Below are 13,342 nucleotides of genomic sequence, written 5' to 3' on the forward strand. Positions count from 1 at the left end.
TCATGCGCACGGCGCGTGCAGCCGAGAATACTGACTCAGTCGTATCGGAGTATCGTTTTAAGCTATTATGCCAACCGCGTCTTCCTTTCCGACCCCTGCACCAGCTAGAGCATCTTCAGCATAGCGTCTCTTCCGGACATCCCTTTCACGATCCCCATCTTTTCTGCCTCTGTCGTTACAGACTCCAACGGTGCGTCCAGCAATTGTTCCAGTGTACGGACTCCCGTTGCTCTTCCTGCGATGATTTTTCGATCCTGGAGTTTCTCGTTTAACAGGGCTACATCCAGCGCTCCGCACATAATGTAGCCTTTGTCGGAGGTAATAACCAGCAAAGTCGTTTTTGGCAATTTGACTTCGATCCCTATGACTGTGCTGCTTTCATCCAATGAAATCGGCTGTACCTGCATCATCGGCACCATCTCCTTTCACTGTTGTCTGACCTGCACCCGACGCCATCGTTCATTTTAGTATATGAGAGAATGGGACGATCGTGTTTCCTTCTCCCGCCCATTCGGTGTATGATAGAAGCAAGTGTTACAGAACACCAAACTGTTAGAAAGGCTGAAGACTAGTGAGCCATGTGCAACGAAAGAAAAACCATCATTTGTTCACCCTGGAACTCCTCGTGGAAGCATCCAACGAGAAGGAAGCCATGCAAAAAGTTTCTACTATCCTGAACCAAGAAGCAGTTGTCGATTATAAAATCACCTCAGGTGTGCCAGTAGGCAGCCTGATCCAAGAAGCCAAGGCGTCGCTCAAGCAAGCGCCCGAACTGCCTCTGACTCAAGCAGCCGAGCCGGCTGCCAATCCGACAGGTTCCAAGGCCGCTTCCACTGAATCCAAACCGGAAAATGCCAACAACAATCGGCAAATCTCCGAGCTGCTATATCACTTTCGCGACAACAATACCCTCGTCCGGCTGTCTGTGCTCAAGGGCAAGGGAGTCCGGCAAAGCATCCCTTGCCGTATTCTGAATTTCGATGAGAATACCGGATTGGTTGCGGTTTATCATGTAGATGAAAAATGCGTCTACACCGTGCATGTGAATGAAATCGATGATTTCGGCATCAGCTGATGAAGCTTGATCAACCAAAAAAAAGAAGGACAGCCAGTCTTGCTCTGGTTGCCCTCCCGGATGCAAAAGATCTGTCCTCGGACCATTATGGCCGGGGGGACAGATCTTTGTTGTTCTATGGCCGTTCCTTCCTGCCGGACGCCTTGTGACGCGATTGCCGCTTGGCACCACGGCTACAAGTGCAGACCCGCTGCCACTTCATTCCAATTGCTGAAGAAGCTTTCCGCCTTATCCTTCGGGATCGGTTCACTGAAATAATACCCCTGCACCTCATGGCAATGATTCTCGCGCAAGTAGTGCAGCTGCTCTACTGTTTCCACGCCTTCTGCAATGACCTGAAGCTTCAAGTGCCTCGCCATGGCGATAATCGTAGCGACAATCGCAGCATCATTCGGATCATCCATGATGTCGCGGACGAAGGAGCGGTCAATCTTCAGCTTGTGGATCGGAAACTTCTTCAAATAGCTGAGCGAGCTGTAGCCTGTGCCAAAATCGTCGATGCTGATCTGAATGCCCAACTGCTTGAGCTGCACCAATGTCTTGACCGTATACTCCACATCCAAAGTCATGCTCTCGGTCAGCTCCAGCTCCAGATAGCGGGGTTCCAGTCCGGTTTCCCTGAGCACCTCTGCCACCTGTTCGGGCAGGTTCTGCTGAACGAACTGCCGTGTAGATAAATTCACGGATACCGGCACCTTCGCATAGCCGAGATCTTGCCATTCTTTATTCTGCTTGCAGGCCTGATACAGCACCCACTTCCCGATTGGAACGATCATCCCGTTTTCTTCGGCGACAGGGATGAACCGTCCAGGCGGTATCATCCCGCGTTCCGGATGCTTCCAGCGCAGCAGAGCCTCCATCCCGATTACCTCGCCTGTCGTCACGTTGACCTGCGGTTGATAATGAAGGATAAACTGCTCGTCCGCCAGCGCCCGCCGCATGTCGTTTTCCATTTGCAGTCGTTCCATGGAGCGCATGTTCATGCTGTGGGTATACAGCTGGTAATTGTTCCTTCCCTGTTCTTTCGCGCGAGACAAAGCAAGATCCGCATATTTCATCAGCAGCTCAGGCGTATCGTCATCTTCCATGCGCATGGAGATGCCCAGAGAGGCGCTGATATGTATGGAATAATCCTGTACTTGGAACGCTGGCTCCAGCCTGTCTGTGATGGCAGATACCAGCTCCTCGATATCCTCCTGCCTGTACACACCCGAGTAGAATATCGCGTATTCATCCCCTTCCATACGGGAGAGGAAGTCTTTCACCCCTACACAGTGCGTCAACCGCTCGGCGATTTGCAAGAGCAGCATATCTCCGCTGTCATGGCCTAATGAGTCGTTGATCAGCTTGAAGCGATCAATGTCGAGATAAATGACGACAACGGTTTCGTTCTGATTTCGCAGCATTTGCAAGCGTTCCTCGAGCTTCTCCCGAAACATGCGCCGATTGGGCAGTCCCGTCATGTCGTCGTAATAGGCCATGTGCTTGATTCTGGCCTCAGACCGCCTGTGATCCAGTTCCTTCTGGCGCTTCTCCTTCGCATCCAGGGCAAACAGCACCATAAAGTACAGGCAAGCCGCTGCCGTGATTCCGACGAACCATGCATGCTGCAGCTGCCAGTATACCCACGCTGCACTGCCCAGCAAATATAAAACCAGAACTGGCAGGAAGTACAGGTTACGTGTCTTCCTCCGCAATGGAACCCCCCCTGTCCCTCCAATACAATCGCTCTTCGAAAAGCGGCCTTCCTTGCCAGCCTCTTTCCTTTCTCCCATTCGGATGCGCTGCAGTGGTTGTTTGATAAACGCTTTCCAAGTCCATTTTACCACTTATTCTCGTTTTTTTGACAAATTCCTGCTATTTCCTCGCCAAAATATCATATTCTTTATTTACAATTCTGATTTTTTCACACTCAAGCCGAGCAGAATCCATCCAAGAATGAAAGATACACCGCCCAGCGGCGTAATGGCGCCAAGCCAGGTCACGCCTGTAGCCACCAAAATATAGAGACTTCCAGAAAAAAGCGCTATCCCCGCAACAAACAGACGCCCCGCCCAAACCAGTGGTGAAGACGGCTTCTGCCCTCTGGCAGCCAAGCCTGTCAAGAACAGTGCAATCGCATGATAAAACTGGTACTGCACGGCTGTTTCGTAAGTTCCCATCCGCTCCGGCGATACCCGATCCTCGAGGGCATGCGCGCCGAATGCGCCCAGCGCTACCGCCAGCATTGCCAGCATACTTGCCCAGAACATCAATTTGGCAGCCATAATTCTCAACCTCCTGTTATTGTCCCGTATTCTTTTCCATCATAACGAATCATCGACGAAAAATAAATCGCAAGCAGGATTTTGCATTTGTTGCGAGAATGTAAGACAATGTTAAATAAGAAATCCGAGAGTGGGAATCCGACAACTGAAATGACGGTTCACCGAAAAAGGAAGGAGTCAACACGTAATGGAATCTAATGAACAGCAACAGCAAGGGCAGCAGCCGGCATTTTCCGAAGCCCCTTCAGCATCGGGCATGCAGGCGCCTGAGAAGCATTCCGGCCTGGGAATAGCCGCTACTGTGCTTGGGGTGCTCGCCATCATTCTGGCGATGATCGGTTTTGGCATGGCGCTTAGCAATCAGGATATTCTGGGCAGCTTCGATCCAGACATCGCCGATCCTTATAATTTGACCGCCGAAGAACAGCAGGTCGTCATGGTGCTCGGTCTGATTGGTCTGTGCTTCCTGGGCGGCGGCCTGCTTACGCTCATCGGCATCATTATGGGTCTTATCAGCTTGTTCAATAAGCAGCGCAAGAAGCTGTTTCCCATATTGGGTACCGTCCTGTCCGCAGTGCCGTTGGTGCTGTTTCTCTTCTATACGATTATCGGAGCTTCCATCGCTTGAGGCCTTTGCTCCATGGTTCAAGCGAATGCGCGCAACGGCAAACCTGTCCATTCAGGCTTGCCGGCTGCGCGTTTTTTTTGTTTGGAACGCTTTTCGGCATAACATCCTCAGGTTCGAATTTTGTGTAAGTTTCTCCCCTTTACAAGCGACCTGTTCCGTGGTTAAGTAATTGAAGACTAGAGAAAAGCCGCACCTGTGGAGGGATCAACCTTGGATAGAAGCTTGAACGAAACGCTGGACATGGAGCGAATGTTCGACGACCGCTCTTTGGCCGTAGGCAGACCTGCCAAATTTTTGATGACGCTGTATAAGCCGCATCTTGGCAAAATCCTGCTGTCGATTTTCTTTTTTCTCATTAAGAGCTCACCCGCGTGGGCGCTGCCGATCGTCACAGCCAACCTGATCAACATCGCCACGCATCCGGATGAACACAGCATGAAAGCGGTATGGATCAACTTGATAGTGATGGCTGTTGTATTGGTTCAAAATATCCCTACCCATTCGCTATACATTCATTTTGCGAGCAAGGCGATCCGCTTCGTGGAAGCCGGCTTGCGGAGCACGCTGGTGCGCAAGCTGCAGCATCTGTCGATGGCTGCTCATGGCGAGCTGAAGTCAGGCAAGCTTCAGGCGAAGGTGCTGCGCGATGTGGAAGCGATCGAATTTCTCTCGAAGCAGATGATGATCTCGGTATTGTCTGCCGTCATGAATATGGCCGTATCGCTCATTATTGTCTACACGCACAGTGTTAGCGTGTTCGCCTTTTTCTTCATGACTATACCGACATCGGTCTTCTTGATTTCCCAATTCCGCAAGCGCATTCGCCGTACGAACAACGAATTCCGGAAGGAAATCGAGGAGATGTCCGGGACCGTCTCGGAAATGGTGGAGATGCTCCCTGTTACCCGTGCACACGGCCTGGAGAAAGTCGCCATCGACAAGGTCGACACTTCCTTGCGCCGCTTGAAGGGACGGGGCATTCGTCTGGACATGCTGGAGGCTTACTTTTCCTCCTCTAACTGGGTTACCTTTCAGCTGTTTCAGCTGGCTTGTCTGGGCTTCACGTCGGTATTGGCCTATAGGGGCTCCATTCCCGTTGGCGACATCGTTCTCTATCAAGGGTTCTTTAACATGATCATGATGTCCGTGAACCAGCTGCTGAACGTCTATCCGATGATTGCCAAAGGATTCGAGTCCATACACTCAGTTACAGAAATTTTGCTGAACGAGGATACGGAAGAGTACAAGGGCAAGCGCAAGCCTGGCCAAATCCGCGGTGAAATTGATTTTGAGCGGGTCAGCTTCAGCTACCGGGATTCGGACAAGCACGTGCTGCGCAACATGAGCCTGCATGTGAAGCCAGGCGAGACCGTAGCCTTCGTCGGCGAATCCGGCGCCGGCAAGTCGACGATTCTGAATCTGCTGATTGGCTTCTACAAGCCGACCGAGGGGCAAATCTCCATCGACGGCATCCCGATGAATGAGCTCGACATGCTGGAATACCGCAAATCACTGGCCGTTGTCCTGCAGAACAGCATCCTGTTCTCCGGTTCCATCCGCGACAACATCACCTACGGCCTGCCTGACATTAGCGAAGAGCGAATCTGGGAAGTTGTCGATATGGCGAATTTGCGCGATGTAGTCGAACAGCTGCCAGACGGTCTCGACACCTTGATCGGCGAGCACGGCGGACGGCTGTCGGGCGGACAGCGCCAGCGGATTGCCATTGCCCGCGCTCTTATCCGCGATCCGCGCATCATTATCTTGGATGAGGCTACCTCGGCGCTCGACAACATCTCCGAGCACAAGGTGCAGCAAGCTATGCGCCGCTTGATCAAGGGCAGAACGACATTCGTCGTTGCCCACCGTCTGTCCACTATCCGCGATGCAGACCGCATCGTGGTGATGAAGAAAGGTCAGATCGCCGAATCCGGCACCTATGACGAGCTGCTTCAACGCCGCGGTGAATTTTATGAAATGGAAGCATTGCAAACAAGCGCGCTGTAATCAGCGCGCTTGTTTTTGCGTTGTTCGAGATATTCTATGTTGACAGCTGTTTCAGAGGAAGCCGTTGAAAAAGAGAGGAAACCAGCCCCGTTCGTTTCAGACTGTTTCCACTCCTATATTTATCGCGCATGCGCTGCGAGCCAGCGAATGATTTCTGCCTCGCGCGGGATCGCTGCCTGCGCGCCGGAACGTGTTACAGCTATGGCCGATGCCGCCGCCGCGAAGCGCATCGCCTCGGGAACGGGCATCCCCTTCGTCTCATAGGCGGCACAGAAAGCCCCGATGAATGTGTCACCGGCGCCCGTTGTGTCCACGGCTTGGACACGGAAAGCCGGGACAAACGCAGCTTGGCCCCGGACATCCGCATAGCAAGCTCCCCTCTCGCCCATCGTAACAATCGCTGTCTTCACGCCGCTGCGTACAAGCTCCGCCGCGGCATGCCGCGCAGTTGCTTCATCATGCGGCCTGATGCCGCAAATCGCCGCCGCTTCGCTCTCATTCACGATCAGCACATCAATCCGGGACAGCTCGCTGGCAGGCACCTCACAGGCAGGGGCCGGGTTCAAATACACCTTCACCCCGGCCTCGGCTGCAGCGTGAATCGCCGCTGCCGTTGCCGGCCAAGGAATTTCGTTTTGCAGCAGGATGGCGCGGCAGTGCTCCAGCACAACCGGCCAATGCTTGACCACATCCTCCGCAGTCACTTCTCCATTCGCGCCTGGGGACAAAATAATGCTGTTCTCTCCGCCATCATCTACAGCTATGAACGCCATGCCAGAATGGCCTTCCTTGACCTCCATTGCGGTCACCTGAACGCCATCCTTCTGCAGGCCATCCATCAGCTGCCTGCCGAAGTCATCCTTTCCCACTGCGCCGACCATCCATACTGCCGCACCGCTGCGTGCAGCGGCCACGGCTTGATTGGCCCCCTTGCCGCCGGCAAAGTAGGAAGTGCCTAATCCATGAATGGTTTCACCCGGTTGCGGATGCGCCTTCACCCGATTGACGATATCCATATTGACACTGCCAATGACGGCAATGCCTTGCCGAATGTCTGCCGCCATCTCAATACGGCCCGCGGATGTGGTCCCTGACTTCCTGCTCATAGAACGCGGCAAGCCGCTGGCGCTCCTCCACGGTGAAGGATGGGACATCCGCCGCCGCCAGATTGTCTTCCACCTGCTCCGTGTTCTTGAAGCCCGGAATGACGCAAGAAATGTGCGGATTATCCAAGATCCAGCGCAGAGCCGCACGCGTCATGCTGCCACGTCCTTCTGCAATCCAGGCAAGTTGGCGAGACAGCTTCACGCCCTTGCGAAACGGCAGACCGGCGAACGTTTCGCCAACATTAAAGCTTTCGCCGTTCTGGTTGAAGTTGCGATGATCGTCTGCCTCAAAGGCGGTATCTTCCTTGAACTTGCCGGTCAGGAGACCGCTCGCGAGCGGCAGTCGCACGAGGATGCCTACACCTTGCTGCTTCGCCTTCGGGAACAGCTCCTGCTCCGGCTTCTGGCGGAAAATATTGTAGATGAACTGGATAGCCTTGACATTCGGATATTGCAGGCTGATCAAGCCTTCCTCTACCGTTTCCACACTGACGCCATAGTGGCGGATCTTCCCCTCGGCCTGCAGCTTGTCCAATACCTCGAATACTGCGCCGTCACGGAGAATTTGCGTAGCCGGACAGTGCACCTGATAGAGATCGATGGCCTCGCGCTGAAGCCGGCGCAGACTGTCTTCGCAGTACTTGCGGACAGCCGCTTCGGCGTAGTTGTTCGGATCATGAATATCCCCTTGTCTGCAAAACTTGGTGGCGATATGCACTTTGCCTTCCAATCCTTTCGTCGCCTTGCCCACAACCTCTTCGCCGTGGCCATCCCCGTATACATCCGCCGTATCGAAAAAATTTACGCCTGCGTCCATCGCACGCTGCAGCGCCTTGAAGGACTCCTCGTCGTTGACTTGCCCCCAGCCGCCGCCAATCGCCCATGTGCCGAAGCTGATTTCACTGACTTTCAATCCGGTTGAACCCAGTTCCCTATATTCCATTTCAAGTTGCCTCCTTGGTTTGAATCTCCTCTTCATTATAGACTGACAGCGCTTACTGTAAAATAATCAAGTTGCCTTTACTTGCTCACTTCGAGGTAACTGATGCGACCAAGCGCTCTCCCGGCCTAGCAAGCTTTCGGAAAAACGGAGAAAGCTGCCCCGCACGAGCGAGCAGGCAGCTTCCCCTATCATCTGTGGTTGTTTACTTCTTCACAATTTGGAAAGCCTCGAAACTGGAAGGGTACAGCAGCGCTTCATAGATTGCCGCACCGTCCTCCTCGCGGATGCGCTTCGCCGGTTCGCCCGTCTTCGCGCGCACCACTTCGCTGTCAGCCGGCACCCGGATTCCCCAGCGCTCCGGCTCCGTGCGGAACGATTCCACTATAACTGTGCCGTTGTCGTACACGAACAAGCCTACTTCATTCTTGCCTTCCAGCACACATGGCAGCTCTCCGACCAAAGCACGGCGCAGGGCATTCAGCGTTTCCTGCGGCAGCTTGCGGAAATCGGCCATATTGTCCGGTACTGTCAACGTGTAGAGCTTGCCTTTACCGTAGTTGTCATACATCAGCACAGGCAGGTTGTAGTCGCTGTTGAAGCCGATAATCATCTGCCAAGTGCCGTTCGTGCTGTACTCCAGCACCGGGAACAGCACAGGCTCAGCCCCTTCTGCAAAGCGGTCGAACGTGCAAATACGCGTGTCCATCCCATACTTCTGCACCGAAATGCGCTTGCCTGTCGTGCGAAGCGTCGTCAGCTGCTCCACGCCCTTGCCTTCCATTTTCTCCAGGAAGCCGGAAGTCATGATCACTTCGCCGCCTGCCTGCATGTGACGCTTGATCTTCTCCAGAATGTCCGGATCTCTTGTAGCATCGGCCGCTACCAGCACCTTCTCGCCATTCTCAGGGAAGTGAGGGGAGGGCTCGAACGGAATGCCCAGTCCGCCAAGATAGTTGTACAGATGATCCTCACCGCGTGCGTGATGCGGCTGATATACGCGCAAGCCTACAGCCTCGCCCAATTTGGGCGCGAGTTCATCCAGCTTGTCCAATTGGAAGCCGAGCGGCGGAATGTACAGCGAGTCTTTGAGCAGTCCGTAGCAGAACAAGGTCAGCTCTCTCGCCTTGCTGAAGACGGTCAGGTACGCTTGTTCCAAATAGTAATCGATGTATGTGCAGTCCAGGCTGTCGAACCAGCCGCCGCCGTTTTGCCCTGGCTTCATGTTCTCCATCCAGCGCATAAGCGAATAGGAAGCATAACGCGGAATATGCTGCTGGCTGTTGTATGGATTGCGCGTTTCCGTACCGGTATAAATACCGTCGAACAGCTTCGGCTGTGTTTCGGTATTGTAACCGGTAGATTGATACGACTCAATCCAGTTCGGATATTTGATAACGAGCTTCACATTCGGATTCACAGCCTTGCCCGGCTTGATAATCAGATTTTCCGAAACCTCGGTCATCAGCTCCAGGCGGAATTCCTCCCAAGTCCGCTCGCCTTTGCCTTCCAAACAGGTATCGCACGCGCAATTGTTGAAGAAGAAGTCGTCAAAAATTACTTCATCAAACACGGCTGCCGCAGTTTCCACCGCATCCTGGAACTGCTTGCGCGACGCTTCGTCCGTATAGCAGATGCCGCCGAACAACCGATTGTAGCCCGGACGATAGGAGGCCGGCAGAGTCGGCGTGATGCCGCCTGCCGTGGCAATGCCTTTGGATTCGAAGATTTCCTTCAGCTCTTGCAGACGCTCCCTGGAAAGATGGATTTCTCCCCTGTGATTCTCAATGTAAACCTTGGACAGCTTCAGATGCTTCTGGAAAAAAGCCAAATCCTTCTCCAGCTGCTCCCGGGTGATCTTCTCCAGATCCCCTGCTGTACAATAAATCGCCAAATCAAAGTTCTTGTAAGACTGTGACATATGCAAGCTCCTCTCCCTCTAGGTGTTTCTCTCAAGATGCGATTCCTGTTACCGTTTAAGATTTGAAAAGATATGGTGCCGCTCTAGGCATGCGCGGCTACTCTGGATTTCGTGAATTGCGCAGTTACATATACGGTCGGCGAATTCCAGTAAATCGTTATTTCATTGGTCGAGTAGCTTTCGGAATGGTCCAGGAAGCACTTGGCAGGCGGCTGGCCGGAAAGCTCTTTCTTCGCGACCTCGTCCTGCAGCCCCTTGTTCGGTCCGCCTGATACCATGCCCGGAACCGGCTCCTTGATGCCGTCGCCAATACCCGGACGATAGTGCGGCTCCATGAAATACCGACTGCCCACCCCTGTCACGTAGCTCAGATCGACCGGATTGCAGCCGAAGATGTACTGCAGATGATTGTAGGCGCATGCCCGGTACGCTTCCTTGCCGGTCCATTGATGCGCAATCAGCAGCGTCATCGCGTGGTTCATTACCAGCATGTTGCTGCCCCAGATATAATGGCTCGGCAGCAGTGAGATGCCATACCCGTCTTGTTCGCTGCGCTTCAAGAAATCATCCGCTTGGGCAATCCAGCCCTGCTTCAGCTTGCCTGCGAGCGCCGCATCTTGCTGTGCAGCCGGCAGCCGCAGGTAGGCCAGCACCCCGTACCCGCCCATGTCCGCCCATCCCAGGCGGTACAGGTAGAAATTCGCTTCCTCCGCAAGCTTGCGGAACGCGGCATGATATTCGCTCTCGCCCGTCGTACGATACAGCTCCGCTGCCGCCCAGAACCGCTCATCACGGTCGTTGCTGTCGCCATACTCGCCCGTTTTGATTTCAGGCGGGTTCTTGAAGCCCGGCACTTCCGGGTTGCGCACAAGCCATCCCCACGCACGAATAGCCGCGTCCAGGCAGCGCTTCGCGAACGCCGGATCGACAGGCTTATACACGCGCGCCGCCATCGCCATCACACCGGCGAAGCATCCTGTCGCCGCTGCGGAGATCGGCGACAAGTATAGATCCGCCAAATCGTCTTCCGGCATACAGCTGAAGCTCGGAAACTTCAAAGTCGTCACTTTATGGAACACGCCATCGGTCTCCGTGTCCTGCATCTTCAGCATCCACTCCAGCTCATAACGGCATTCGGAGAGCACATCCGGCACGCCCGATCCTGATTCCGGGATATGCACCGGCGCCGCGAAAGCCTGAGGCGCATCTTCATAAGCAAGCAACAAATCCGCTACGGCCTTGGCGCCAGGCCCGACATACTTGCCGAAGTCCCCGGCATCATGCCAGCCGCCGCACACGTCGATCCGGCGGTCCTCCTGACCGTAGACAATTGCCGGCGTCAGATGGCACGCTTTGTGCGTCCACGGTGCAGCATGCTTCTCCTCCAGTTCCATGCCGCAACGCAAATAGTAAAAAGCTTTCAGCATTGCCTGATGTGCGTCATGAAACACTTCCTCGCCGATGGCGAACACTGCTGAAGCCTCGCCTTGCGATCCCTTCATGCGATAAGTTCCCGGCTGATCCAACTCGCTGAACACAGCCTGATACAGCTGCTCGCCGCTGGCTTCGCTCTGAATCGGTCCGCGCAGCTTGCCGCGAAATACGACTTTGCCGCTTGCCGCGTCTTCTACAACGAATGCACCGCCTTCTTCCCCTTGCAGAAATACAGCCATCTTATGCTCGCCGGGATGAAAACCAAGCTGACCCAGCCTGATTGAACGGTTCGTTTCTGTCATAAGTCTCTTCTCTCCTTATCTTTTTCCGCAAGTTGTTACCCTTGCAAATTTATCTCTATGCTCCTGCACGTTGAGCTTCGGAAGCCCCTTGCGAAGTAAAAATGCCCTGCAACATGCATCTTCACCTATGGCGAAATGAGAAAAGCGCAATGATGGTATTGCTGAAACGTTTTCCGGTCTAATAGGCCCTAACGCCTTCACAAGTATACACAACAGGTGAAACCGATGCCACACAGAATGGTGACCCATCGAACAGTTTCATGACATTTTTCGAGCTAGCTGCGCTTGCCGAATTGCTCCAATTTGTCGAACAGATCCTTGAATATTCGGTCACGATGCAGAAAGCGCACACAGCGGATGATGTGGCGCGTTGTGTCATGGCCCCACGTGATTTCCTCCGTAAGCAGCGGGCTATGCACGAAATCCGATTCGACATAGCGTTCATCCAGCAGGCAAGCAATTGTCGAGATATCCCAAATTACTCTGGAGTGGCCTTTATGGTCCGCAGCCGTTTCTTCAAATGAGTGATACAAGTAGCTGCCGACCGGACCGGTATCCTTCACATAATCGCGGAGCTCCGACAAAGTCGTGGTCAGGTGCGTTGCCACGCCCATGCATGGAACAAGCACAAGCGGAACACCGCTATCCAGTATAATTCGCGCCGCATGCGGATCCTGCTTCAAATTGAATTCACGCGTATCCGGCCAATTCAAGGCATGGCCCCCAAGCCAGACAACTACGATATTGTTGATAATCGACGGCTCCTGCACAATGGCCGATGCCACGTTCGTGATCGCCCCGATCGCCACTACGTAGAGTGGTTCTTCCGGTGATGAATCTAGGGCACGCCGGATCAAGTCCCTAGCCGCATCGCTCATGACGGGCTCGCTTGCTCCCGGCATATACCGTTCTGCGCCTTTATAAATAGGCGGATGCTCCGGCAGCTTCATCAGATCACGAATGCGCAAGAGCTCGTCGTAGCTTCTTTGCATGCCATCTGTCGGCCCGCTGGACTTCTCGTTGTGGAAGGGCGCCGCATAGAAAGCTTCCACCTGCAGCTTCTCTCCCGACAACAATGAGTAGATAACAGCAAACTGGTCATCAATTTCATTGTACGTATCTGTGTCCAGAACCATGCGAACCTTGCCCTGCGGAAATTGCAGCCGGGCGAATCTTTGTTCTTCAGTAATCGTTGGAAAGTTCATGGCAGCTTCCTCCTGTTGATGGGAATATCCAATATTCTTCGTACGTTTTGCAAACAGCATATATAGGACTAGATTTTCGGCAGCTTCTTTCTCCCAGCTTGCGAGACAGCAAGGATCTAAGGGGCACCTCTTGCGGTTTTGATATACTGTGCATGTGAACGCGTGTTCATACCACTTGACAGCAAGCTTCGTCATCCAAGCATACGCGTATCCATTTTCCTTTATTACGAATATTAAAGAGCTTTGGCTAATGAGTCAACAAAGTATCGGCAACATTGCATAAAATTCATACGAACCTATAAAATAACCCACCAATTCAGAGGGAAGCTTCCTTTTTTTGTGTGATGGGTGATGCCCAGCAAATGGCCGCCTGCTCGCGCGTTGTCTTGATCAGTGCCTGGAGAATGACCGCTTACCGAATGTCTTGCTGCTGACCGGAGAATGACTGCCAACCGAA

At 53.6% G+C, this 13,342-nt stretch carries 11 protein-coding genes; 3 read left to right on the forward strand and 8 right to left on the reverse strand.

Going from position 1 to position 13,342, the window contains the following annotated elements:
- Positions 1–104: 104 nt before the first annotated feature.
- Positions 105–410, reverse strand: a complete 306-nt coding sequence (locus XYCOK13_RS13465; protein ID WP_213412678.1) for a YunC family protein — start codon at positions 408–410, stop codon at positions 105–107.
- Between the two features lie 161 nt (positions 411–571).
- Between XYCOK13_RS13465 and XYCOK13_RS13470 the strand changes: the two genes are divergently transcribed.
- Positions 572–1,075, forward strand: coding sequence for a hypothetical protein (locus tag XYCOK13_RS13470; RefSeq protein WP_213412679.1), 504 nt, complete (start codon positions 572–574; stop codon positions 1,073–1,075).
- A 173-nt stretch (positions 1,076–1,248) separates the two neighbouring features.
- Here the strand turns inward: XYCOK13_RS13470 and XYCOK13_RS13475 are convergent, their stop codons facing one another.
- Both XYCOK13_RS13475 and XYCOK13_RS13480 read right to left on the reverse strand, forming a co-directional pair.
- Entirely contained in the window at positions 1,249–2,772 is a 1,524-nt protein-coding gene (locus tag XYCOK13_RS13475; protein ID WP_213412680.1) for a putative bifunctional diguanylate cyclase/phosphodiesterase, read from the reverse strand.
- Between the two features lie 192 nt (positions 2,773–2,964).
- On the reverse strand, positions 2,965–3,342 hold the full coding sequence (locus tag XYCOK13_RS13480) for a DUF423 domain-containing protein (protein ID WP_213412681.1): 378 nt from the start codon (positions 3,340–3,342) through the stop codon (positions 2,965–2,967).
- 187 nt (positions 3,343–3,529) lie between these two features.
- On the opposite strand from XYCOK13_RS13480, the gene XYCOK13_RS13485 reads away from it, so the two are divergent.
- Entirely contained in the window at positions 3,530–3,970 is a 441-nt protein-coding gene (locus XYCOK13_RS13485) for a hypothetical protein (RefSeq protein ID WP_213412682.1), read from the forward strand.
- A 210-nt stretch (positions 3,971–4,180) separates the two neighbouring features.
- Entirely contained in the window at positions 4,181–5,977 is a 1,797-nt protein-coding gene (locus XYCOK13_RS13490; protein WP_244865143.1) for an ABC transporter ATP-binding protein, read from the forward strand.
- 119 nt (positions 5,978–6,096) lie between these two features.
- On the opposite strand, the gene rbsK is transcribed toward XYCOK13_RS13490, so the two are convergent.
- From rbsK to XYCOK13_RS13515, 5 genes are all read right to left on the reverse strand, one after another.
- Entirely contained in the window at positions 6,097–7,095 is a 999-nt protein-coding gene (gene rbsK, locus XYCOK13_RS13495; RefSeq protein ID WP_244865145.1) for a ribokinase, read from the reverse strand.
- Complete coding sequence (locus tag XYCOK13_RS13500; protein ID WP_213412683.1) at positions 7,043–8,026, reverse strand: aldo/keto reductase; 984 nt, start codon at positions 8,024–8,026, stop codon at positions 7,043–7,045. The genes rbsK and XYCOK13_RS13500 overlap by 53 nt, the downstream gene beginning before the upstream one ends.
- Before the next feature lie 202 nt (positions 8,027–8,228).
- Positions 8,229–9,944, reverse strand: coding sequence for a putative glycosyl hydrolase (locus tag XYCOK13_RS13505; protein WP_213412684.1), 1,716 nt, complete (start codon positions 9,942–9,944; stop codon positions 8,229–8,231).
- Positions 9,945–10,027: 83 nt separating this feature from the next.
- A complete protein-coding gene (locus XYCOK13_RS13510) occupies positions 10,028–11,680 on the reverse strand; it encodes a glycoside hydrolase family 9 protein (RefSeq protein ID WP_213412685.1) in 1,653 nt (550 codons plus the stop codon).
- A gap of 275 nt (positions 11,681–11,955) precedes the next feature.
- Positions 11,956–12,885 (reverse strand): nucleoside hydrolase, encoded by a 930-nt coding sequence (locus XYCOK13_RS13515; RefSeq protein WP_213412686.1) that lies wholly within the window; start codon positions 12,883–12,885, stop codon positions 11,956–11,958.
- Positions 12,886–13,342 lie beyond the last annotated feature (457 nt).

This window comes from Xylanibacillus composti, from assembly GCF_018403685.1.
GTDB classification, from domain to species: domain Bacteria; phylum Bacillota; class Bacilli; order Paenibacillales; family K13; genus Xylanibacillus; species Xylanibacillus composti.